General features: G+C 70.2%; 22 protein-coding genes. 14 read left to right on the top strand and 8 right to left on the bottom strand.

Going from position 1 to position 21,210, the window contains the following annotated elements; genetic code table 11:
* Nucleotides 1-32: 32 nt before the first annotated feature.
* Nucleotides 33-674: a phosphoserine phosphatase SerB gene (gene serB / locus ASD93_RS06420; RefSeq protein ID WP_056120348.1), complete on the bottom strand. Its 642-nt coding sequence runs from the start codon at nt 672-674 to the stop codon at nt 33-35.
* 45 nt (nt 675-719) lie between these two features.
* Nucleotides 720-1,964 (bottom strand): glucose-1-phosphate adenylyltransferase, encoded by a 1,245-nt coding sequence (locus ASD93_RS06415; protein ID WP_056120344.1) that lies wholly within the window; start codon nt 1,962-1,964, stop codon nt 720-722.
* A 76-nt stretch (nt 1,965-2,040) separates the two neighbouring features.
* Here ASD93_RS06415 and glgA point away from each other — a divergent pair, with 76 nt between their 5' ends.
* The 3 genes from glgA to ASD93_RS06400 all read left to right on the top strand — a co-directional run bounded on the left by glgA (nt 2,041) and on the right by ASD93_RS06400 (nt 4,402).
* Nucleotides 2,041-3,234, top strand: coding sequence for a glycogen synthase (gene glgA / locus ASD93_RS06410; protein WP_056120341.1), 1,194 nt, complete (start codon nt 2,041-2,043; stop codon nt 3,232-3,234).
* 9 nt (nt 3,235-3,243) lie between these two features.
* Nucleotides 3,244-4,029 (top strand): ABC transporter ATP-binding protein, encoded by a 786-nt coding sequence (locus tag ASD93_RS06405; RefSeq protein ID WP_056120338.1) that lies wholly within the window; start codon nt 3,244-3,246, stop codon nt 4,027-4,029.
* 124 nt (nt 4,030-4,153) lie between these two features.
* The gene (locus ASD93_RS06400) at nt 4,154-4,402 is read left to right on the top strand and encodes a type B 50S ribosomal protein L31 (RefSeq protein WP_056120333.1); all 249 of its coding nucleotides are present in this window, start codon (nt 4,154-4,156) and stop codon (nt 4,400-4,402) included.
* A 72-nt stretch (nt 4,403-4,474) separates the two neighbouring features.
* Here the strand turns inward: ASD93_RS06400 and ASD93_RS06395 are convergent, their stop codons facing one another.
* A complete protein-coding gene (locus ASD93_RS06395) occupies nt 4,475-5,206 on the bottom strand; it encodes an exonuclease domain-containing protein (RefSeq protein ID WP_056120932.1) in 732 nt (243 codons plus the stop codon).
* A 71-nt stretch (nt 5,207-5,277) separates the two neighbouring features.
* Between ASD93_RS06395 and ASD93_RS06390 the strand changes: the two genes are divergently transcribed.
* Nucleotides 5,278-6,177, top strand: a complete 900-nt coding sequence (locus ASD93_RS06390; protein ID WP_056120331.1) for an alpha/beta fold hydrolase — start codon at nt 5,278-5,280, stop codon at nt 6,175-6,177.
* On the opposite strand, the gene ASD93_RS06385 is transcribed toward ASD93_RS06390, so the two are convergent.
* On the bottom strand, nt 6,137-6,691 hold the full coding sequence (locus tag ASD93_RS06385; RefSeq protein WP_056120328.1) for a CGNR zinc finger domain-containing protein: 555 nt from the start codon (nt 6,689-6,691) through the stop codon (nt 6,137-6,139). The two genes, ASD93_RS06390 and ASD93_RS06385, sit on opposite strands and share 41 nt — an antisense overlap.
* A 74-nt stretch (nt 6,692-6,765) precedes the next feature.
* Between ASD93_RS06385 and ASD93_RS06380 the strand changes: the two genes are divergently transcribed.
* The gene (locus ASD93_RS06380; RefSeq protein ID WP_056120325.1) at nt 6,766-7,767 is read left to right on the top strand and encodes an EamA family transporter; all 1,002 of its coding nucleotides are present in this window, start codon (nt 6,766-6,768) and stop codon (nt 7,765-7,767) included.
* Between the two features lie 9 nt (nt 7,768-7,776).
* Here ASD93_RS06380 and ASD93_RS06375 read toward each other — a convergent pair whose 3' ends face one another.
* Complete coding sequence (locus ASD93_RS06375) at nt 7,777-8,250, bottom strand: Lrp/AsnC family transcriptional regulator (RefSeq protein ID WP_056120322.1); 474 nt, start codon at nt 8,248-8,250, stop codon at nt 7,777-7,779.
* A 165-nt stretch (nt 8,251-8,415) separates the two neighbouring features.
* Here ASD93_RS06375 and pdhA point away from each other — a divergent pair, with 165 nt between their 5' ends.
* Genes pdhA through ASD93_RS06360 form a run of 3 tightly spaced genes read left to right on the top strand, consistent with a single transcriptional unit; the run spans nt 8,416 to nt 11,932 of the window.
* Entirely contained in the window at nt 8,416-9,552 is a 1,137-nt protein-coding gene (gene pdhA, locus ASD93_RS06370; RefSeq protein ID WP_082569204.1) for a pyruvate dehydrogenase (acetyl-transferring) E1 component subunit alpha, read from the top strand.
* Nucleotides 9,549-10,559 carry an alpha-ketoacid dehydrogenase subunit beta gene (locus ASD93_RS06365; RefSeq protein WP_056120318.1) on the top strand — a complete coding sequence of 337 codons (1,011 nt, stop codon included), beginning with the start codon at nt 9,549-9,551 and terminating at the stop codon, nt 10,557-10,559. Before pdhA ends, ASD93_RS06365 begins: the two co-directional genes overlap by 4 nt.
* Nucleotides 10,556-11,932, top strand: a complete 1,377-nt coding sequence (locus tag ASD93_RS06360; RefSeq protein WP_056120315.1) for a dihydrolipoamide acetyltransferase family protein — start codon at nt 10,556-10,558, stop codon at nt 11,930-11,932. The genes ASD93_RS06365 and ASD93_RS06360 overlap by 4 nt, the downstream gene beginning before the upstream one ends.
* Nucleotides 11,933-11,998: 66 nt before the next feature.
* On the opposite strand, the gene ASD93_RS06355 is transcribed toward ASD93_RS06360, so the two are convergent.
* Together ASD93_RS06355 and ASD93_RS06350 are read right to left on the bottom strand one after the other, a co-directional pair.
* Nucleotides 11,999-13,822, bottom strand: a complete 1,824-nt coding sequence (locus tag ASD93_RS06355) for an alkaline phosphatase family protein (protein ID WP_082569203.1) — start codon at nt 13,820-13,822, stop codon at nt 11,999-12,001.
* 32 nt (nt 13,823-13,854) lie between these two features.
* A complete protein-coding gene (locus tag ASD93_RS06350) occupies nt 13,855-14,451 on the bottom strand; it encodes a TetR/AcrR family transcriptional regulator (protein ID WP_056120312.1) in 597 nt (198 codons plus the stop codon).
* Nucleotides 14,452-14,555: 104 nt separating this feature from the next.
* Here ASD93_RS06350 and ASD93_RS06345 point away from each other — a divergent pair, with 104 nt between their 5' ends.
* The 6 genes from ASD93_RS06345 to ASD93_RS06320 are packed head-to-tail and all read left to right on the top strand — an operon-like array spanning nt 14,556 to nt 20,852.
* Complete coding sequence (locus ASD93_RS06345) at nt 14,556-16,160, top strand: carboxyl transferase domain-containing protein (RefSeq protein WP_056120309.1); 1,605 nt, start codon at nt 14,556-14,558, stop codon at nt 16,158-16,160.
* Nucleotides 16,161-16,165: 5 nt separating this feature from the next.
* Nucleotides 16,166-18,178 carry a biotin carboxylase N-terminal domain-containing protein gene (locus ASD93_RS06340; RefSeq protein WP_056120307.1) on the top strand — a complete coding sequence of 671 codons (2,013 nt, stop codon included), beginning with the start codon at nt 16,166-16,168 and terminating at the stop codon, nt 18,176-18,178.
* A gap of 16 nt (nt 18,179-18,194) precedes the next feature.
* Nucleotides 18,195-19,346 carry an acyl-CoA dehydrogenase family protein gene (locus ASD93_RS06335; protein WP_056120302.1) on the top strand — a complete coding sequence of 384 codons (1,152 nt, stop codon included), beginning with the start codon at nt 18,195-18,197 and terminating at the stop codon, nt 19,344-19,346.
* A 5-nt stretch (nt 19,347-19,351) separates the two neighbouring features.
* Entirely contained in the window at nt 19,352-19,846 is a 495-nt protein-coding gene (locus ASD93_RS06330; protein WP_056120299.1) for a MaoC family dehydratase, read from the top strand.
* The gene (locus ASD93_RS06325) at nt 19,843-20,655 is read left to right on the top strand and encodes an HpcH/HpaI aldolase/citrate lyase family protein (protein ID WP_056120295.1); all 813 of its coding nucleotides are present in this window, start codon (nt 19,843-19,845) and stop codon (nt 20,653-20,655) included. Before ASD93_RS06330 ends, ASD93_RS06325 begins: the two co-directional genes overlap by 4 nt.
* Complete coding sequence (locus ASD93_RS06320; RefSeq protein WP_056120292.1) at nt 20,652-20,852, top strand: hypothetical protein; 201 nt, start codon at nt 20,652-20,654, stop codon at nt 20,850-20,852. Before ASD93_RS06325 ends, ASD93_RS06320 begins: the two co-directional genes overlap by 4 nt.
* Here ASD93_RS06320 and ASD93_RS06315 read toward each other — a convergent pair.
* A complete protein-coding gene (locus tag ASD93_RS06315) occupies nt 20,828-21,202 on the bottom strand; it encodes an iron chaperone (protein ID WP_056120289.1) in 375 nt (124 codons plus the stop codon). The genes ASD93_RS06320 and ASD93_RS06315 overlap by 25 nt on opposite strands.
* Between the last annotated feature and the right edge of the window lie 8 nt (nt 21,203-21,210).

The following is a 21,210-nucleotide window of genomic DNA, read 5'->3' as shown; positions in this document are numbered from 1 at the left end:
ACGTTAGCCGGGGCATCCGACATCCGCGCGGGTCAGGGGAGCAGTGCGACGACCTCGGCGAGGTCGACGGGGCCGACCACCACGTCGGCCTGTGCGCGGACGGCGGGCTTGGCGTTGAACGCGACCCCGAGCCCCGCGACGGCCATCATGCGCAGATCGTTCGCTCCGTCGCCGATCGCGATCGTGCGCGAGAGGGGCACGCCCGCTTCTGCCGCCCACTCCCGCAGGGCGACCGCCTTCCCCTCCGCGTCGACGATGTCGCCGTCCACGAGGCCGCTGAGCGCGTCGCCCGACGTCGCGAGGCGGTTGGCGCGCCAGACGTCCACGCCCAGGCGGGGGGCGACGGTGTCGAGGATCTCGTGGAAGCCGCCCGACACCACTCCCACGCGGCCACCGCGCTCGTGGACGGCGGCGACGAGCTCGTGCACGCCGGGCGTCGGCTCGATACGGCTGAGCACGCGCGCGAACGCGGCCACCGGGACCCCGGCCAGCTCCTTCACGCGCGAGCGCAGGCTCGTGGCGAAGTCGACCTCACCCCGCATCGCGGCCTCGGTCGCCGCCGCGACTTCCTGCCCGCGACCCGCCTCATCGGCGATCAGCTCGATGACCTCGTTGCGGATCAGCGTCGAGTCGGCGTCGAGCACGACCAGGAAGCGCGCGCGGGGGAGAGGCATCCTCCCACGCTATCGGCGGAGGATGCCGTGGTCCCAACCCGCGGGTCACCGTTCGACGCGGACGCCCTTGCCCACGACGGTGATGCCGGTGTCGGTCACGGTGAACCCTCGCGCGAGATCCTTCTCGCGATCCACCCCGACCGTCGCACCCTCCGCGAGGATCACGTGCTTGTCGAGGATGGCCCGGTGGATGCGTGCCCCTGCGCCGACCTGGACGTGATCGAAGAGCACCGAGTCCGTGATCGTCGAACCTCCGCCGGCGAGAGTCCACGGCCCGACGACGCTGCGCTCGAGGTGCGTGCCCGAGAGCACGGACCCGAGCGAGACGATCGAGTCGATCGCGTTGCCGATCCGGCCGACCGAGTCGCGCACGAACTTGGCGGGCGGCGAGTTCACGGCCTGCGAGTGGATCGGCCAGTCGGTGTTGTAGAGGTTGAAGATGGGCAGGGTCGAGATCAGGTCGCGGTGCGCGTCGAAGAACGACTCGATCGTCCCCACGTCACGCCAGTAGTAGCGATCGCGGTCGGTCGAGCCGGGCACGTCGTTGCGGTTCATGTCGTAGACGCCCGCCTCGCCGCGACCGACGAAGTACGGGACGATGTCGCCGCCCATGTCGTGGTTGGAGGTGGGCAGCTCGCCGTCGGACTCGACGGCCTCGATGAGCGCCTCGGTGTTGAAGATGTAGTTGCCCATCGACGCCAGCACCTCACCGGGCGAATCCGCCAGTCCCGTGGGGCTCTGAGGCTTCTCGAGGAAATCGTTGATGCGCGTGGTGTCGCCCTTGGCGACGTCGATGACGCCGAACTGGTTGGCCAGCGAGATGGGCTGTCGGATGCCGGCGACCGTGGCGCGCGCACCGGACTCGATGTGCGCGGCGAGCATCTGGCGGAAGTCCATGCGGTAGACGTGGTCGGCGCCGATGACCACGACGATGTCGGGCTGCTCGTCGTTGATCAGGTTCAGGCTCTGCAGGATCGCGTCGGCCGACCCCGAGAACCAGCGCTTGCCGAGGCGCTGCTGCGCGGGGACGGACGCCACGTACGAATCGAGGAGCGCCGACATGCGCCACGTCTGGGAGATGTGGCGGTCGAGGCTGTGGGACTTGTACTGCGTCAGCACGACGACCTGACGCAGGCCCGAGTTGATGAGGTTCGAGATCGCGAAATCGATCAGCCGGTACTGCCCGCCGAACGGCACGGCAGGTTTCGCTCGATCGGCCGTGAGGGGCATCAATCGCTTGCCCTCGCCGCCGGCGAGGATGATTCCGAAGACCTTCGGCGCTGCAGGCATGCCACCACCCTAGGGGGCGCATCGGAACCCGGGTAGCGGGTTTTCCCGGTGCGTCGCGTGTACTAGGTTTCGTCCCATGCGCGTGGATATCGTGACGAAGGAGTACCCGCCCGAGATCTACGGTGGCGCGGGGGTGCATGTCACCGAGCTCGTCAAGGCGCTGCGCGAATCGCTGGATGTCCGGGTGCGCGCCTTCGGCGCGGATCGCGAAGAGGACGGCACGACCGCGTACGGGGTGCCGACCGAGCTCGCCGCCGCGAATGCGGCCGTGCAGACTCTCGGCACCGACCTGGAGATCGTGCCGGATGTCGCGGGCGCCGACGTCGTCCACAGCCACACCTGGTACGCGAACTTCGCCGGACACCTCGCGTCGCTGCTGCACGGCATCCCGCACATCGTCACCGCGCACAGCCTCGAGCCTCTGCGCCCGTGGAAAGCCGAGCAGCTGGGCGGCGGGTACGCCGTCTCGAGCTGGATCGAGAAGACCGCCTACGAGGGCGCGGCGGCGATCGTCGCGGTGAGCGAGGGCATGCGCCAGGACATCCTGCGCAGCTACCCGTCGCTCGACCCCGACGCTGTGAGGGTCATCTATAACGGCATCGACGTCGAGTCGTGGCATCCGGTCGAAGACCCGTCCCTGCTCGCCGAGCTCGGTGTCGACGCGTCCCGTCCGTCGGTCGTTTTCGTCGGCCGGATCACCCGCCAGAAGGGCCTCCCGTACTTCCTGCGCGCCGCGGAGCGGCTGCCGGCCGACGTGCAGGTCGTGCTGTGCGCGGGCGCCCCCGACACGCCCCAGATCATGGCCGAGGTCGAAGAGCTCGTGCGCGGCCTCCAGCAGACGCGCGAGGGCGTCGTGTGGATCGATCGGATGCTGTCGCGACACGAGCTGTGCACGGTGCTCAGCGCCGCCACGACCTTCGTCTGCCCGTCCGTGTACGAGCCGCTGGGCATCGTCAACCTCGAGGCGATGGCGTGCGGCGCGGCGGTCGTCGGCACCGCGACAGGAGGCATCCCGGAGGTCGTCGTCGACGGCGTCACCGGGCGCCTCGTGCCCATCGACCAGGTGCAGGACGGCACCGGCACGCCGACCGACCCCGAGAAGTTCGTCGCGGATCTCGCCGCCGTACTCACCGAGGTGGTGTCGGATCCGGAGCGCGCTCGGGCATACGGACGGGCCGGTCGCGAGCGGGCGACGAACGACTTCAGCTGGCAGAGCATCGCCGACCAGACGGCCGCGCTGTACGCGGAGGTGACCGCGTCCGGCCGATAGGCTGGACGCATGCCGCAGGTCCTCGAATTCTCCGACGTCGTCGTCCGCAGGAACGCCAGGGACATCGTCGACCACCTCGACTGGAACGTCTCCGACGACGAGCGCTGGGTGATCCTCGGACCCAACGGCGCGGGCAAGACCACGGTGCTGCAGCTCGCCGACACCCTCATGCATCCGACGTCCGGCGCGGTGACGATCCTCGGCGAGCGACTGGGCCGCACCGATGTGTTCGAGCTTCGCCCGCGCATCGGGTTCGCGTCGTCTGCGATGGCCCGGCGCGTCCCGCCTGAGGAGACGGTCCTCAACGTCGTTCTGACGGCCGCGTACTCGGTGCTCGGCCGCTGGCGCGAGGACTACGAGGACCTCGACGAGCGCCGCGCATTGCGGGTGCTGGCCGAATGGAAGCTCGATCACCTCGCGGACCGCACCTTCGGCACGCTCAGCGACGGCGAGCAGAAGCGCGTGCAGATCGCGCGAGCCGTCATGACCGACCCCGAGCTGCTGCTGCTCGACGAGCCGACGGCGAGCCTCGACCTGGGTGCCCGCGAGGAGCTCCTGATCCTCCTCGGCGGCTACGCCCAGGCGCCGACGACCCCCGCGATGATCATGGTCACCCATCACGTCGAGGAGATCCCCGTCGGGTTCACCCACGTCCTGCTGCTCGCCGAAGGCCGTGCGGTGGCATCCGGACCGATTCAGGAGACGCTCACCGCGGAGGCGCTCACCGAGACCTTCGGGGTGCCCATCCAACTGACCGAGCACGACGGCCGTTACGCGGCCCGCGCAGCCCACTGAGCTGCCCCCCGATCGCCGATTCCGCGTGGGGGCCCGAGGCTGATAGAATCGCTCTTTGGTGCAATCGCACCTCAGACTTTGTCCGTCCTGGCAAAATCCAGGGCCCACTTTCAAAGGACTTCCCATGAAGACTGACATCCACCCCGAGTACAAGGCCGTCGTGTTCCGCGACCTCGGCTCCGGCGAGACCTTCCTCACCCGTTCGACGGTGACCAGCGACAAGACGATCGAGCTCGACGGCGTCGAGTACCCCGTCATCGACGTCGAGATCTCGTCGGCTTCGCACCCGTTCTACACGGGCAAGCAGCGCATCATGGACTCGGCCGGTCGCGTCGAGAAGTTCAACCAGCGCTTCAAGAACTTCGGCAAGTAAGCAGCCGCACCGAAGGCCCCGCTCCGGCGGGGCCTTCGTCGTTTCCGCGAGGGCCCCGCGTTCGCCCGACCGTCAGCGAATCGGCCAGCTGCCGTCGAGGCGGTCCTCGGGATCGAGGCGTCCGATCTGGATGAAGTAGTCGGTGAGACTCGCCGCCTGGGCTCGCGCCCACGCGATCTGCCGGGTGTGCAGCTCGTGCGCGGTCTCGGGGAGCCAGGGTGCGAAGCGCTCGGCGAGTGCCTGGGCGACGCGCCCCGCCGCGACCGCATCGGCGGCGGCCTCGTGTGCGCCGTCGAGCCGCACCGCGTAGTGCGCGGCGACGACCGACAGGGTGCGCTTGCCGCGCCGCCAGCGGTCGTACGCCTTGTCGACGACGAGCGGATCGATGACGGGGGAGGGATCGAGAATGGGGTCGATGCCGTGCCGGAGCGCCTCGTACTTGAGCAGGGAGAAGTCATAGGGCGCGTTGTACGCCACGATCGGGATGCCGGCGTCGAGCAGGCCGCGCAGTGCGGCTACCACCTCGCCCACGACGTGAGGCGCCGGCCGGCCGTGGGCGCGGGCATGCGCGGTCGAGATGCCATGGATCGCGGCGGCGCCGTCGGGAATGGCCACACCGGGGTCGGCGAGCCAGTCGCGGGCGTTCAGCACGGCTCCGGAGGCATCGAGCAGGCCCACGTGCGCGGTCACGATGCGGTCGGAAGTCACGTCGACTCCCGTGGTCTCGAGGTCGAAGACGCCGACCACCCGCACCCACTCGGGAACGTCGAACAGCGCGAGAGGTTCGGCCCGCCACTGCTCCATGCCGATCACGGTATGCGCGGCATCCGACACGGCGCCGCAGGCGCACCGCGGTCCCCTCGTAGAATCGGGGGGTGGCCACCGCGAACCCGTACGCTCCCCTCCTCGACGCGATCCCCGTCGAGCGTCACGAGGTCGCCGTCGGCGGGGGCATCACCGCGTACTGGGTGTACGGGCCGGCGGATGCCGCCACCACCGTGATCGCCGTGCACGGCTTCCGCGGCGAGCACCACGGGCTCGAGCCTGTCGTCGCCCATCTGCCCGACGTGCGGATCATCTCACCGGACCTCCCCGGATTCGGCGAGACCGCGCCTCTTCCCGGCATCCGTCACGATCTGAGCGCTTACGCGGAGTGGCTGAAGGAGTTCGCCGCCGCGGTGGCGCCCGGTGCTGTCATCCTCGGCCACTCGTTCGGATCGATCGTCGTCGCGGCCGCGGTCGCAGACGGCCTCGTGACTCCCCGCGTCGTCCTGGTCAATCCGATCGGGGCGCCGGCGCTCGAGGGGCCGCGCGGCCTCCTCACGCGCCTCGCGGTGTTCTACTACTGGGCCGGTGCCCGGCTTCCCGAGCGTGTGGGCGAGGCGCTCCTGCGCAACGGCGTGGTCGTGCGGGTGATGAGCGAGTCGATGGCCAAGACGAAGGATCCCGAGCTGCGCAGCTTCATCCACGACCAGCACGACACCTACTTCTCGCGGTTCGCCGACCGCGACGTGCTGCACGACGCGTTCCTCGCGTCGGTGTCGCACGATGTGCGGGAGTTCGCGCCGCGCATCACGCAGCCCACGCTCCTGGTCGCTGCCGTCCGCGACGACATCACGCCGATCGAGGCGGAGCGCACGCTCGCCACGCTGTTCCCGTCGGCGCAGCTCGTCGAGATCCCCGACGTCGGCCACCTGATCCACTACGAGACGCCCGCCGTCGCGGCGGACGCGATCAGGCCCTTTCTCGAGCCTTCCGCGCCCGGTACGCGATGACGTTCATGCGATTGCCGCAGTTGCCGGTGTCGCAGTACCGCTTGGATCCGTTCTTCGAGTAATCGATGTAGACCGACTCGCAGTCGTCGGCGGCGCAGGTTCGCACCCGGTCGTACTCGTCGGAGCGGATCACGTCGATGAACGCCATCGCCGCCTCGACCATCATGCGTGTGGCGAGGGGCGAATCGTCGGACGTCGCATGGATGTGCCAGTCGTACTCGTCGTGGATGACGAGCCGGGGGAGGGCTTCGCCGTCGGCGAGCATCTCGTTCACCAGCGGAACGGCGCCCTCGCGGTCGACCTGCCACAGTTCGCGCAGTCGGGAGCGCACCGCGCGCACCGCGGCGACCTCCTCGTCGTCGGTGCGGACGACGCCCGTGTAGGGGTTCGTCACGAGGAACCGCGCGAGGTCGTCGGGGGTCTGCAGGGTGTCTTCGCCGTCGAAGCCCGGCAGCGTGTTGACCAGATCCACGACCATCATGAGCGTGCGTCGCGTGTCATGGATGAAAACCATGTTGACTCCTGACATCCTGTTCGATACCGTCACCAGTGTAGACATATTTCACCCCTGACAGCCGGATGCCGCCCATGACCGTTTCGACCGCGTCACTGCCCGTGATCACGCCGATCGCAGCATCCTCTCGGGTGCGCACGACCGGGCTCGTGATGGCCGTCGCCTCCGCGCTCGCGTTCTCGTCCAGCGGCCCGTTCATCAAACCGCTGCTCGAGGCCGGATGGTCGCTCGGCGCCGCCCTCCTCGTGCGGATGGGGGTGGCCGGCCTCATCCTCTCGCCGGCGGTGTTCCGCGCGATCCGGCGCCAGCCCGGCTTCCTCCGCCGGCACTGGAAGCTGATCGCCGGGTTCGGGCTCATGCCGGTGCTCGGCTGCCAGCTCTTCTTCTTCTCGGCCATGCAGCGCATGCCCGTCGCGGTGGCGCTGCTCATCCAGTACCTCGCGCCGGTCATGCTCGTCGCGTTCGTCTGGCTGCGCACCCGCAAGGCGCCGTCGTCCCTCGTGCTCTGGGGCTCGGGCGTCGCTGTGCTCGGGCTCATCCTCGTGGTCGACATCTCGGGTGCCTCGTTCGACCTCATCGGCACGCTCCTCGCGCTCGCGGCGGCCGTCTGCGTGTGCGCGTACTTCGTGATCTCGGAGCGCGCCGGCGATGACCTTCCTCCGCTGGCACTCGCGGCGAGCGGGCTGCTGGTCGGCGCCGCGATCATGGGACTGCTGTGCCTCGTGGGCATCATGCCGTTCCAGGCGCCCGCGGTCTCGGTCGAGCTCGCCGGTGTCGAGGTGCCGTGGTTCGTGCCGCTGCTGTGGGTCGCCGCTGTGGCCACGACCCTCGGGTACGCGCTGGGCGTCATGGCCGTGCCGCGCATCGGCTCGCGCGTGGCCTCGTTCGTCGGACTGTCCGAAGTGCTGTTCGCGCTCGGCTTCGCCTGGATCTTCCTGGCCGAGGTCCCCGCGCCGATCCAGTTCGCCGGGGGTGCGCTGATCCTCGCCGGAGTCGTCCTCGTCAAGGTCGACGACCTCCGATCCGCTCCGGCATCGGCTGCGCCCTCGCCCGCGGCGTCGGTTCCGCTCCCGTAAGGAGCAGGATCAGGGCTCGCGTCGTGCGAGCTCCATGAGCGGCATCACGCGATGGGGGATGACCTCGCCCATCACGAGAGAGGTCTCGGTGCGCTCGACGCCTTCGATCGCAAGAATGCGCGCGTCGGTGTCGAAGAGGTGCTGGGTGTCGCGGCAGGCGACGCGCACCAGGAGGTCGACCTGCCCGGACAGCCCGTGCGCCTGCACGATCTCGGGCACACGCGCCAGCTCCGCCGAGATGCGGGGGAGCTCCGCCTGCCGCACGATGACGCTGATGAACGCCTCGATGGGGTAGCCCAGCGACGAAGACGAGATCGCCCGCTCGTAGGACAGGAAGACGCCGGAGCGCTCGAGCCTGGCCATGCGCGCCTGGACCGTGTTGCGTGACAGCCCGAGGCGTTCGGCGAGCGCGACGACCGTCGCGCGGGGGTCGGCGGAGAGGGCGGCCAGGAGCTCCAGGTCGACGTGATCGAGGGCACTCATAGTGCGAAACGTTAGCACGGTTCGAACGGTCAACAGTTGTCAACATGCTCAAGCAGAACCCAGATGCTTGAGCGAGGTGCGATGCGGACGTAGCCTCGAAGGTGCCGGTGATGATGCCGGCGCCACGACGCCCCTCCTCACGAGGGAGGGTTGCACCGAGGAGTGATGACGATGACGCACACCCTGACCCCGCCCGCCGATCTCGCGACCGACACCGACGACGTCGCACGGCTGGTCACCCCCGACGGCGAGCGCGTCGCCGATCCCGAGCTCGATCGCTGGGTGGCGGACATCGACGGCGCCGCCCTGCGCTCGCTGTACCGCGACATGGTGCTGCTGCGCCGCATCGACACCGAGGGTGTCGCGCTCCAGCGTCAGGGCCAGCTCGCGCTGTGGCCGCCGTGCCGGGGCCAGGAGGCCACGCAGATCGGCACCGCGCGTGGACTCCGTGCCGACGACTTCGCCTTCCCGAGCTACCGCGAGACCGGTATCGCCTTCGTGCGCGGCGCCCAGCCCGCCGACTACGTGCTCGCGTGGCGCGGCGAGGAGCACTCGACGTACAACCCCTACGACATCAACACGGCCACGCAGCAGATCATCATCGGCGCGCAGTCCCTGCATGCCGTGGGCTACGCGATGGGCATCCAGCGCGACGGCACCGATCAGGTCGCGGCCGCCTACTTCGGCGACGGCGCCACGAGCCAGGGCGACGTGAACGAGGCGATGATCTTCGCGTCGTCCTACGGCGCGCCCGTCGTGTTCGTGTGCTCGAACAACCACTGGGCCATCTCGGAGCCCGTCTCGGTGCAGGCGAAGTTCTCGATCGCGGGTCGCGCTCCGGGGTTCGGCATCCCGAGCATGCGCGTCGACGGCAACGACGTGCTCGCGTGCCTCGCGGCGATGCGGTGGGCCGTCGACAACGCCCGCCAGGGGAACGGCCCCGCGTTCATCGAGGCCGTCACCTACCGCATGGGACCGCACACGACCTCCGACGACCCCACCCGCTACCGCGACAAGGAGGAGGTCGAGCGCTGGAAGGGTCGCGACCCCCTCGCTCGCATCGAGGCGCTGCTGCGCGCCCAGGGCGAGTACGACGATGAGTTCGCCGCCCGTGTGGCAGCCGATGCCGACGCACTGGCCGCCGAGGTGCGCGCCGCAGCGCAGGGCGCGGTCACCCGCGAGCCGATCACGGTGTTCGACAACGTCTACGCCGAGCAGCACTCCGGCATCGACGAGCAGCGCGCGTGGTACGGCGCCTACCTCGACGGCTTCATCGCAGACGACGCGGAGGCGGGGCGATGACGCAGCTCACCATGGCGAAGGCCATCAACGAAGGACTCCGTCGCGCGATGGCCGACGACCCGAAGGTGCTCGTCATGGGCGAGGACATCGGCAAGCTCGGCGGTGTGTTCCGCATCACGGATGGCCTGCAGGACGAGTTCGGCGCGCAGCGCGTCGTCGACACCCCGCTCGCCGAGGCAGGCATCATGGGCACGGCCGTGGGACTGGCGTTCCGCGGGTTCCGCCCGGTCGTCGAGATCCAGTTCGACGGATTCATGTACCCGGCCTTCGACCAGATCGTCTGCCAGGTCGCGAAGATGCACTACCGCACGCGCGGCAACGTGCAGATGCCGATCACGATCCGCATTCCGTGGGCGGGCGGCGTCGGCGCCGCCGAGCACCACTCCGAGTCGCCTGAGGCGTACTTCGTGCACACCTCGGGGCTGCGGGTCATCGCCGTCTCGAACCCGCACGACGCCTACGTCATGCTGCGGCAGGCCATCGCGTCCAACGACCCGGTGGTGTACTTCGAGCCGAAGAAGCTCTACCACACGAAGGGCGAGGTGGACCTCGACGTGGACCTGGCCGACGCGCCGCCGATGGGGCTCGCGCGCGTGGCGCGAGAGGGCAGCGACGTCACGCTCCTGACGTACGGATCGCAGGTGCTGACTGCGATGGATGCCGCGACCGCGGCCGAGGACGACGGCGTCTCGATCGAGGTCATCGACCTGCGCTCGATCTCGCCGGTGGACTACCGCACGGTGACGGCATCCGTCCGCAAGACCGGACGCGTGGTCGTCACCCACGAGGCAGCCCGCGAGGCGGGCGTCGGAGCCGAGCTCGTCGCGAGCGTCACCGAGCGCTGCTTCAACTTCCTCGAGGCGCCGCCGCAGCGCGTGACCGGCCACGACACCCCCTATCCGCCGGCCAAGCTCGAGAAGCACCACATCCCTGATCTCGACCGCATCCTCGACGCCGTCGACCGGGTCATGGACCGCCCGAACAGCCTGACGGGGGTCGAACTGTGATGCAGGACTTCCGGCTCCCCGATCTCGGCGAGGGTCTTCCCGAGGCGGAGATCGTCGCGTGGCTCGTCGCCGAAGGCGACACCGTCACGCTGAACCAGACGATCGCGGAGGTCGAGACGGCGAAGGCCGTGGTCGAGCTGCCGTCGCCCTACGCCGGCACGATCTCGACGCTCCACGCCGCCGCCGGCGACGTCGTCGAGGTGGGGTCCGTGCTCATCTCCTACGACCTCGGCGGGGATGACGCCCTCGCGCCCGCCCCGGCCGCCGAATCCCCGCAGGCGAGCGAAGAGCCGGCGAAGGCCGAGCCCAACCTCGTGGGCTACGGCGCCGCCCCCCGCGGAAGCGCCCGCCCGCAGCGTCGGGCTCGCTCGGCGGCCGGCCGGCCGGCGGCATCCGACACCGCTGTCCTCGAGGCGGCGCCGCACGATGCGATCCACGTGACCGAGGTCGACCGGCCGCTCGAGCGCCCGCGCTCCACGCCGCCGGTGCGTCTCTTCGCCAAGCAGCTCGGCGTCGATCTCGCGCTGGTGGAGGCGACGGGAGCGAACGGCGTCATCACCCGAGCGGATGTCGAGGCCTATGCCGCACGCGTGGGCGCGACGCCCGTCGGCACGACGTCCATCGCCGAACCCGAGCTCATGCCCGAGCTGCGACCGGCGCCGTCGTCGGGCGAGCGCACCACCCGCACGCCGATCCGAGGAGTGCGCAAGCACACCGCCGAGGCGATGGTGCGCAGCGCCTTCACGGCCCCGCACGTCACGACGTTCCTGACCGTGGACGTCACGGCGACGACGGAGCTGATCGCCTCACTGAAGGCCGACCGCTCGCTGCAGGACCACAAGATCGGTGTCATGGCGGTCGCCGCGAAGGCCGTGTGCCTCGCGCTCGCGCACCACCCGGGCCTGAACTCGCGCTGGGATGACGCGGCAGGCGAGATCGTCGAGCACCACTACGTGAACCTCGGCATCGCGGCGGCCACCGGGCGCGGGCTCGTCGTGCCGAACATCCGCGACGCGCAGGAGCTCTCGCTCGTTGAGCTGGCGGACGCGATCCGCTCACTCGCCGAGACGGCGCGGGCGGGCAAGACGTCGCCCGCCGACATGATGGGCGGCACCTTCTCGATCACGAACGTCGGCGTCTTCGGCGTCGACGCGGGCACGCCGATCCTCAACCCCGGCGAGGCCGGCATCCTGGCGCTCGGCGCCGTGCGCCGGCAGCCGTGGGAGCACAAGGGCGAGATCGCCCTCCGCGATGTCATGACGCTCGCGCTGTCGTTCGACCATCGCCTGGTCGACGGCGAGCAGGGCTCGCGGTTCATGGTCGATGTCGCGAACGTTCTGCGCGAGCCCGGCCGCGCGATGCTGCTGCGCTGATCCTGCAGGGGAGTGGAGGTGGCCCGGTGCGGTGCGCGCCGGGCCACCTCGCTGTGCGAGGAGCGGTCAGTCGATCTTCGGGTAGAACAGGCCCAGACCGTGCTTGTGGATCGCGTCGTACGCCTGCGTATAGGTCAGCGGCTCGTCCTCGCTTGCGCCGTAGCGGGCGAGAAGCAGGCCGACCAGACCGCGGCCGGGCGGACTGAGCGGCTTGTCCTTGTGGGCGCCGTCCTTGAGGTCGATCGGCTCGTCCTCCTCGGGATTCGCAGGGACGTACATCGGGTGCACGACAGGCCAGGTCGAAGGCTCGCGCGGTGCCGAGAGATTCACGATCGAGAACAGGTCGTTCGCGCTCACGTCGCGGCGCGTGAGCGGTCGCAGGCCGTGCAGCCGCGTCAGGGTCGCGATGACGGCCCCGTGGTGCATCTCGTCGTGCAGGATCGTGTTGCTGCGGGTGTAGGCGGACACGGCGATCGCGGGCACGCGCAGGCCGAGGCGGTCGAAGGAGAATCCCATCTCTCCCGCCATCGCATCCGCCGTCGGGGGCGTCGCGCTCGGGGGCGGCACGTGGTCGTAGGTGCCGCCGTGCTCGTCGAAAGTGATGAGGAGCATCGTGTTCATCGCATTCGATCCGCCCGGCGTCGCCGAGTGCTTGATCGCGTTGTAGACGCTGGCGACGAGCTTCTCGCCGGCCCGCACGTCGGAGACGGCGGAGTCGACGATCATCCGGCCGTCGACCTCGCTCGACTTGTAGACGCCGAACGGCGGGTGGAAGTCGTTGTGGTTGTAGACCATGCGGGGCTCGATGAACGCGTACGCCGGCAGGTTCCCAGTGCGGGCATCCTCGTAGAACTCCCTCATGTGGCCGAATCTGCCGGTGCGCCAGTACTGCTGCAGGACCGGGGCGTGCATCATTCCGGTCAGCGACACGAACTGCATCTCGTCGAAGTAGACCTTCCACGACACGCCCGCCTCCTCGAGGCGGTTGAAGACGGTCGGCGTCTTCGGTGCGTCGAGCCACTTGTCGTAGCCGCCGCCCCCCTTGTTGGTGACGTAGCCGTGCGAGGTCGACGCGTGGAAGAAGGAGCGATTGCAATAGGTCTGCGACGGCACCGCGGCGAACCAGGCGTCGAAGACGGCGAACTCCCTGGCCAGGGTCGAGAGCACGGGAAGCTGCTCGGGTGAGAAGCCGCCCATGATGTGCCTGGCCTCGTCGACGGACGGCGCAGCGCCGCCCCGCAGCCGCTCATAGTTGTTCCAGTAGTCCTGCACGAAGCCCGACATCGAGGGACCCGTGCCTCGCGGCGGAGCGTTGAACGGTGCCTGCATCTGGCCGATCTGGCTCGTCGCGTTGCTCGCGGGATCCACTGTCCCGAACAGCTGCGTGTTCACGTGGGGGAACTCTTCACCGGGGTCGGGGTTGGGCCGGCCCATCACTTCATCGGTGGGCCCGTCGTAGGGATGAGCCGGGATCCGCTCGCCGGTCGGCGCGGTATTGGCGTAGTCGCCGAAGGCGAGTCCGTCGAAGGTCTCGCCCGCGGGCAGGTCGTCGGGCGTGTACAGCCAGCCCAGCATGTTGTCGAAGGAGCGGTTCTCGCCCATCAGCACGACCACGTGGTCGAAACCGGGCTCGGAGCGCGGGGGCACGGCGCCGAAGTCGATCGACGCCTCCTGGACGCCCACGGTGTGGCCGATCGACGCGCCGGCGGCGGCACCGATGCCCCCGCCGACCACGAGTCCGGCCGCCGCGACGCCGCCGAGCTTCAGGAAGTCGCGGCGCGTGCTGGCGTCGCCGCCCGTGTCTGCGGGCACCTCGACGGCCGGGGACGTGACGCTGCCGTCAGCGGCAGCCGCCCCGTCTGCGTCGCTGTTCCGGCCGGAGTCCGGCATCGTCCGTTCAGACTAGGACACCCGGCGAGGGGTCAGGCGATGAGAGCGGCGAGGGCCATGGACTCGAGGATGCCGCGCACGTGGTCTTCGCGCGGTCCTTCCCGCAGCACGCGGACGCTGTGCGGCGTCGAGTTGATCAGGCCGAAGCACGCGTGGGCGCGAACGCGCAGATCATCGCGGGCTCGATCGGGGTGGAGGGCGAGGAGGATGCCGATCCAGACCTCGACGTATTCGCGCTGGAGGCGTCGCACGCTGTGGCGGTCGTCGTCGGACAGGCTGGCGAGGTCGCGATCCTGGACGCGGATGACATCGGCGTCGCTGAGCGCGAAGTCCACGTGGAAGGCGATGAGGGCGCGGAGCTGATCCAAGGGAGCTCCACCGCGATCGACGACGCTGCGACCCCCCGCGAGGAGGCGTTCGCTCACGCCGACCAGGATCGCGCCGAGCAGCGCCTGCTTATTCGCGAAGTGCCGGTAGAGGGCGGGTCCGCTGACGCCGACCGCTGCGCCCAGTTCCTCCAGGCTCACCCCGCTGAAGCCGCGCTCGGCGAAGAGCCTCGCCGCCTCGTGGAGGATCGCCGCCTGGCGATCCGCCTTCGCACGATCGCGCTCGGTGACCCCGCTTGTCATCTCAGTTAATCCTCGCTAACCTGGACTCCAGTTAGTGAACACTAACCAATGCGGTCGCGTCCCGACAACGAACGTGACCCGATCGTGACGTCGACGGAGATGACATGGCTGCACTGACGACCTCGGCCGTCCGTGACGACGCCTTCGCGCGCACGCGCGACGCGCAGGCGGAGCAGGCGGAGCGGCTGCGCGAGCGGCTCGCCACTGCGGCGCTCGGCGGGCCCGAGGCTTCCCGTGCGCGCCACATCGCCCGCGGCAAGCTGCTGCCGCGCGACCGTGTCACGCGCCTCCTCGACGAGGGGAGCCCGTTCATCGAGATCGCGCCGCTCGCGGCGGAGGGGCTGTACGGCGGAGATGCCCCTGCGGCCGGCGTGATCGCCGGGATCGGTCTCGTCCACGGCAGGCACGTGATGGTCGTCTGCAACGACGCGACCGTCAAGGGCGGCACCTACTATCCGCTGACCGTGAAGAAGCACCTCCGCGCGCAGGAGATCGCCGTCGAGAACCGCCTGCCCTGCGTCTACCTGGTCGACTCCGGCGGTGCGTTCCTGCCCATGCAGGACGAGGTGTTCCCCGACCGGGACCACTTCGGGCGCATCTTCTTCAACCAGGCGCGACTGTCGGCTGCCGGCATCCCGCAGATCGCGGCCGTGCTCGGCTCGTGCACGGCGGGCGGGGCCTACGTTCCGGCGATGAGCGACGAGACGGTCATCGTGCGCAACCAGGGCACGATCTTCCTCGGCGGACCACCGCTCGTGAAGGCGGCGATCGGCGAGGTCGTGACGGCCGAGGAACTCGGCGGGGGAGAACTGCATGCCCGCCGCTCGGGTGTGGTCGACCATCTCGCGGAGGATGACGAGCACGCGCTCGAGATCGTGCGCGACATCGTTGCGACGCTGCCGTCGCCGGCGGGGCCCGCCTGGGATGTCGCCGCCGCGGTGGCGCCCGTCGTGGACCCGGCCGACCTCTACGGGGTCGTCCCCGTCGATGTGAACCAGCCCTATGACGTGCGCGAAGTCATCGCACGGCTCGTGGACGCGAGCGAGCTCCACGAGTTCAAGCGCGAGTACGGCGCCACCCTCGTCACCGGTTTCGCGCGCATCCACGGCCACCCCGTCGGAATCGTGGCCAACAACGGCGTGCTGTTCAGCGAGTCCGCGCAGAAGGGCGCCCACTTCATCGAGCTGTGCGACCAGCGCGGCATCCCCCTGCTGTTCCTGCAGAACATCTCCGGCTTCATGGTGGGGACGGATGCCGAGGCCGGCGGCATCGCGAAGGACGGCGCCAAGATGGTCACCGCCGTCGCGACGACCCGTGTGCCCAAGCTCACCGTCGTCATCGGCGGGTCCTTCGGGGCCGGCAACTACTCCATGTGCGGGCGCGCGTACTCGCCGCGCTTCCTGTGGACGTGGCCGGCCAGCCGGATCTCGGTCATGGGCGGCCCGCAGGCAGCATCCGTCCTCTCGACCGTCAAACGCGATCAGCTCGAGGCGCGCGGCGAGGAGTGGCCGGCCGACGAGCAGGCCGCGTTCGAAGCGCCGATCCGTGCGCAGTACGAGGAGCAGGGCAACCCGTACTACGCGACCGCGCGCCTGTGGGACGACGGCATCATCGACCCCGCCGACACACGCGACCTCCTGGGGCTGGCGCTCGACGTCGTCTCTCGGACGCCGCTCCCCGAACCCCGCTTCGGCGTCTTCCGGATGTGAACCCGATGATTTCCCCCGACACCGCTCCCTTCCGCACCGTCCTCGTCGCCAATCGCGGCGAGATCGCGCGTCGGGTGATCCGCACGCTGCGGCGCCTCGGCATCCGCTCCGTCGCCGTCTACAGCGACGCCGACGCCGACGCCCCGCACGTGCGCGAAGCCGACGTCGCCGTGAGGATCGGGCCGGCCGCAGCATCCGCCTCGTACCTCGACATCGACGCGGTGATCGTCGCCGCGCGCGAGAGCGGCGCCGAAGCCGTTCACCCGGGCTACGGGTTCCTGTCCGAGAACGCCGCGTTCGCCCGCGCGTGCGCCGAGGCGGGGATCGTGTTCATCGGACCCGGCGTGCGCGCGCTCGACGTCATGGGCGACAAGATCCGCTCGAAGGAGCACGTGTCGGGGCACGGCGTGCCCACGGCGGCGGGGTTCAGTGCCGCCGGGATGACCGATGCCGAGATCGCGGCGGCGGCCGGTGAGGCGGGCTTCCCGCTGCTCGTCAAGCCCTCGGCGGGAGGCGGCGGGAAGGGCATGCAGGTGGTCCGCGAAGCCGCCGATCTCGCCGACGCACTCGCGACCGCGCGCCGCGTGGCGGCATCGGCGTTCGGCGACGACACCCTGCTGCTCGAACGCCTCATCGAGCGTCCGCGTCACATCGAGGTGCAGGTGCTCGCCGACGAGCACGGCGCCGTGGTCCATCTCGGCGAGCGCGAGTGCACGCTGCAGCGGCGACACCAGAAGGTGATCGAAGAGGCGCCCTCGCCCGTCGTCGATGCGCAGACGCGCGCGCGCCTCGGCGCCGCCGCCTGCGCTGCCGCGGCGAGCGTGGACTACCGGGGCGCCGGCACCGTCGAGTTCCTCGTCGCGGGAGACCGCCCCGACGAGTTCTTCTTCATCGAGATGAACACCCGTCTGCAGGTGGAGCATCCCGTCACCGAACTCGTGACCGGGGTCGACCTGGTCGAGCAGCAGCTGCGCATCGCCGCGGGGGAGCCCCTCGCGTTCGGACAGGCGGACGTGCACCTCGAAGGCCACGCGATCGAAGCGCGCGTGTACGCCGAAAGCCCCGAGCGCGGCTTCCTCCCCGCCACCGGGGAGGTGCTGCTGTGGCAGCCCGCCGCGGACGTGCGCACGGATGCCGCGATCGAGTCCGCCTCGACCGTGACGGCCGACTACGACCCGATGATCGCGAAGGTCATCGCGCACGGCGCGGACCGGTCGGAGGCGCTCGCGCGCCTGGACGCGGCGCTTGCGGACACGGTCCTGCTCGGCGTCGACACCAACATCGGGTTCCTGCGGGAACTGCTGGCCGACGACGCCGTGCAGTCCGGCCGGATGGACACCGGTCTCATCGATCGGATGCCGCCGTTCGCAGCGCCCCGGCCGACGTCGCTCGCGCTGGGCGCGGCCGCGGCGGCGGACGGCGGCCCTTCCGACGCCCGGGAGAGAGCGGATGCCGCATCCCCGCTGTGGCGCGAGCGGTCGGGCTGGCGGGCCGGCGGCCCTGCGGAGCCGGCGACGGTCGCGATCGAGACCGCGGACGCAATCGTGGTCATCCCGAGCCCTGCACCGATGGCGTTCGCGGCCTCGACCCACGCGGACGCGGGGTCGAGCGGTCCCGCCGCCGACGACGGCGTCACGCTCGCCTTCGACGCCGAGGGGTGGGCCTGGGTCCACGCCGACGGCGCCACCCACCGCCTGCGTGCGATCAGCCGCCGCGAGGCGATGGACATCCGGCTGGCAGCGCGCGAGCGCGCCGCCGCCGCGACCGATCCCGAGCTGCGGGCGCCGATGCCCGGTGCCGTCGTCGCCGTGCACGCGGCCGACGGCGCGACCGTCTCGGCGGGCGACCGCATCGTGACGATCGAGGCGATGAAGATGGAGCATCCCGTCGTCGCACCGCACGGCGGCATCGTGCGCCTCGACGTCGCCGTGGGTGACCAGGTGCGCCGCGACCAGGTGCTCGCCCACGTCACCCTGACCGAGCCCTCGCACGACGAGGCATCCGATTCCCCCTCCTGAGACCCGAGGAGCACCCATGGACCACCACAACCTCACCGAGGACGAGCGCGAGCTCGCCCGCATGGTGCGCGACTTCGCCGAGCAGGTCGTCGCACCGCAGGCCTACGAAGCCGACCGCACCAAGACGCTGCCGATGGACGTGGTCGCGCAGATGGGCGAGCTGGGCCTGTTCGGGTTGCCGTTCCCCGAGGAGTACGGCGGGCAGGGCGGCGACTACTTCGCGCTGTGCCTCGCGATCGAGGGGCTCGGCCGCGTCGACCAGTCGATCGCGATCACCCTCGAGGCCGGTGTCAGCCTCGGCGCCATGCCGGTGTTCCGGTTCGGCACCGAGGAGCAGAAGCAGGAACTCCTTCCCGATCTGCTCGCGGGCCGCGCGCTGGCGGGCTTCGGCCTGACCGAGCCCGAGGCGGGCTCCGACGCGGGGGCGACGCGCACGACTGCGAAGCTCGACGGCGGCGAATGGGTCATCAACGGCTCGAAGCAGTTCATCACCAACTCGGGCACCGACATCACCCGGTTCGTGACCGTGACCGCCGTCACCGGCGAGACGGACGGACGCAAGGAGATCTCGACGATCATGGTGCCCTCGGGCACCCCCGGATTCACCGTCGAGCCCGGCTACGACAAGGTCGGCTGGCACGCATCCGACACGCACCCGCTCACATTCCAGGACGTGCGCGTTCCCGAGGGCAATCTCGTGGGGGAGCGGGGCCGCGGCTTCGCGAACTTCCTCCACATCCTCGACGAGGGGCGCATCGCCATCGCGGCACTGTCCACCGGAGCGGCGGAGGGCTGCCTCGAAGCGGCGATCGACTACGCCAAGAAGCGCACCGTCTTCGGCGACGCGCTCTCCACCCGTCAGGGCATCCAGTTCCTCCTCGCACGCATGCAGCTGCGCGTGCACAACGCCCGGCTCGCGTGGCACCACGCCGCGCGCCTGCGCGACGCCGGCAAGTCCTTCAAGACCGAGGCGGCCATCGCCAAGCTGACCGCGAGCGACGCCGCGATGGACAACGCGCGCGACGCGACGCAGATCTTCGGCGGCAACGGGTTCATGAACGAGTACCCCGTCGCCCGCCACTACCGGGACTCCAAGATCCTCGAGATCGGCGAAGGCACGAACGAGGTGCAGCTGCTCGTCATCGCGCGATCCCTGGGAGTAGCGTGACGGACGTGGACGGCACCGGCGAGGCGAAGGCGATCGTGCAGCGCGGGCTCTACTACGACGAGCTCGCGATCGGCGCACGCTATCTGCATCGCCCGGGTCGCACGGCGACCGAGGCGGACAACGTGCTCTTCTCGACGCTCACGATGAACACGCAGGCGCTGCATCTGGACGCCGCGTTCTCGGAGGGCCAGCCCTTCGGCCAGCGACTCATGAACTCGATGTGGACGCTCGCCACGATGGTCGGCGCGTCCGTGTCTCAGATCACGCAGGGCACGCTCGTTGCCCAGCTCGGTCTCACCGACATCTCCTTCCCGGCCCCGCTGCTGCACGGCGACACGCTGTACACCGAGACCGAGATCCTCGACAAGCGGCTCTCGGCCTCACGCCCGGGCCAGGGGATCGTGACCATGCGGCACATCGGACGCAACCAGCAGGGCGAGGTCGTCGCGTCGGCCACGAGGACCGCGCTGATGTGGTGCGCCCCCGAGGAGGACTCATGAGCACGCTCGGCACCGGCCCCGCGATCCTGTTCTGCCCGGCCGACCGCCCTGAGCGATTCCGGAAGGCGCTCGAGCGCTCCGACGCCGTGATCCTCGACCTCGAGGACGCGGTCGCCCCCGCGGCGAAGGCAGCCGCGCGCGGCGCGGTGATCGAGTCCGAGCTGGACCCCGATCGCGTCATCGTGCGTGTGAACCCGCTGGATTCCGAGGACTTCGTGTCCGACCTGGCATCCCTGTCGCAGACGGACTACCGGCGCATCATGGTCGCCAAGGCGGAGTCGCCCAAGCGCCTGGCCAAGCTCGACCGCCGGTTCGACGTCGTCGCCCTGTGCGAGACGGCGAAGGGAATCTCGCAGGCCGACCGGATCGCCGCGCTGCCCAACGTCGTCGCGCTCATGTGGGGCGCCGAAGACCTCGTCGCCAGCATCGGCGGCACGTCCAGCCGCAAGCCCAACGGCCGCTACCGCGACATCGCCCGATATGCGCGTGCTCGGGTGCTGCTCGCCGCCGGGGCCCGCGGGAAGGCCGCGATCGATGCCGTGCATCTCGACATCGGCGACGTGAAGCGCCTGGCCATCGAGGCAGCGGATGCCGCGGCATCCGGATTCTCCGCGACGGCGTGCATCCATCCGAGCCAGGTCGTGGTCATCCGTGACGCCTACCGGCCGGATGAGAAGGCCGTGGCGTGGGCGCGCGGCGTCCTCGAGACCGCCGAGAGCGAGCGCGGCGTCTTCACCTACGACGGGCGCATGGTCGACGAGCCGGTCCTCCGGCACGCGCGCGCGACACTGCGGCGCGCAGAGTCATGATCGACGACGCGCTCACCCCGCGGATCGGCAAGGTCGCGACGCGCGAGCTCGCGCTGCACGGCATCACGCGGTACGCGGATCTGCGTCTACGCAGCGAAGCCCAGCTGCTGGCGATCCACGGCGTCGGGCCGAAGGCCGTGCAGATCCTGGGCGAGGAGCTCGCCCGCCGCGGTCAGTCCTTCGCCGCGACGCGCTGAGCCGCGATCGCGGCGGCGATGCGGCCGACGAGGTCGTAGGGCAGATCGGCCGTGTGGGGGAACACCACCGAGTCCTTCTCCGCGCGGTACGGCGCGACGGCGGAATCCAGCGACTCGTCGAACGCCGGCACCGGGTAGAGGCCGATGTGCTTCTTCCAGCCCGCGAAATGCAGCGCGTACCGGCCGCCGAGCATGACGGCGGCGATGCCGTAGCGGATCTTCTCCTCGGGCGGCCTGCCCGAGGCCGCGGTGACGGCGTCGACGATCTCGGCGCGCACGCGGCGCAGGCGGTCGGCGATCTCGGGGTCGAACCCGGCGATGTACTCGTCGACGGTAGCGGGACTCGGCATGGCGCCGA

The organism is Microbacterium sp. Root180, from assembly GCF_001428485.1.
In the GTDB taxonomy this organism is placed as follows: domain Bacteria; phylum Actinomycetota; class Actinomycetes; order Actinomycetales; family Microbacteriaceae; genus Microbacterium.
This window is presented reverse-complemented; position numbering and strand designations above follow the sequence as displayed.

Bases quoted from the DNA above. Each gene is read 5' to 3' on its own strand.
- ASD93_RS06380 (WP_056120325.1), top strand. From the start codon at position 6,766: ATGACCGTTTCGACCGCGTCACTGCCCGTGATCACGCCGATCGCAGCA.
- ASD93_RS06415 (WP_056120344.1), bottom strand. From the start codon at position 1,964: ATGCCTGCAGCGCCGAAGGTCTTCGGAATCATCCTCGCCGGCGGCGAG.
- ASD93_RS06340 (WP_056120307.1), top strand. From the start codon at position 16,166: ATGATTTCCCCCGACACCGCTCCCTTCCGCACCGTCCTCGTCGCCAAT.
- ASD93_RS06350 (WP_056120312.1), bottom strand. From the start codon at position 14,451: ATGACAAGCGGGGTCACCGAGCGCGATCGTGCGAAGGCGGATCGCCAG.
- ASD93_RS06335 (WP_056120302.1), top strand. From the start codon at position 18,195: ATGGACCACCACAACCTCACCGAGGACGAGCGCGAGCTCGCCCGCATG.
- ASD93_RS06355 (WP_082569203.1), bottom strand. From the start codon at position 13,822: ATGCCGGACTCCGGCCGGAACAGCGACGCAGACGGGGCGGCTGCCGCT.
- ASD93_RS06400 (WP_056120333.1), top strand. From the start codon at position 4,154: ATGAAGACTGACATCCACCCCGAGTACAAGGCCGTCGTGTTCCGCGAC.
- ASD93_RS06325 (WP_056120295.1), top strand. From the start codon at position 19,843: ATGAGCACGCTCGGCACCGGCCCCGCGATCCTGTTCTGCCCGGCCGAC.
- ASD93_RS06345 (WP_056120309.1), top strand. From the start codon at position 14,556: ATGGCTGCACTGACGACCTCGGCCGTCCGTGACGACGCCTTCGCGCGC.
- ASD93_RS06395 (WP_056120932.1), bottom strand. From the start codon at position 5,206: ATGGAGCAGTGGCGGGCCGAACCTCTCGCGCTGTTCGACGTTCCCGAG.
- ASD93_RS06365 (WP_056120318.1), top strand. From the start codon at position 9,549: ATGACGCAGCTCACCATGGCGAAGGCCATCAACGAAGGACTCCGTCGC.
- pdhA (WP_082569204.1), top strand. From the start codon at position 8,416: ATGACGATGACGCACACCCTGACCCCGCCCGCCGATCTCGCGACCGAC.
- ASD93_RS06315 (WP_056120289.1), bottom strand. From the start codon at position 21,202: ATGCCGAGTCCCGCTACCGTCGACGAGTACATCGCCGGGTTCGACCCC.
- ASD93_RS06405 (WP_056120338.1), top strand. From the start codon at position 3,244: ATGCCGCAGGTCCTCGAATTCTCCGACGTCGTCGTCCGCAGGAACGCC.
- ASD93_RS06385 (WP_056120328.1), bottom strand. From the start codon at position 6,691: ATGGTTTTCATCCATGACACGCGACGCACGCTCATGATGGTCGTGGAT.
- ASD93_RS06375 (WP_056120322.1), bottom strand. From the start codon at position 8,250: ATGAGTGCCCTCGATCACGTCGACCTGGAGCTCCTGGCCGCCCTCTCC.
- serB (WP_056120348.1), bottom strand. From the start codon at position 674: ATGCCTCTCCCCCGCGCGCGCTTCCTGGTCGTGCTCGACGCCGACTCG.
- glgA (WP_056120341.1), top strand. From the start codon at position 2,041: ATGCGCGTGGATATCGTGACGAAGGAGTACCCGCCCGAGATCTACGGT.
- ASD93_RS06320 (WP_056120292.1), top strand. From the start codon at position 20,652: ATGATCGACGACGCGCTCACCCCGCGGATCGGCAAGGTCGCGACGCGC.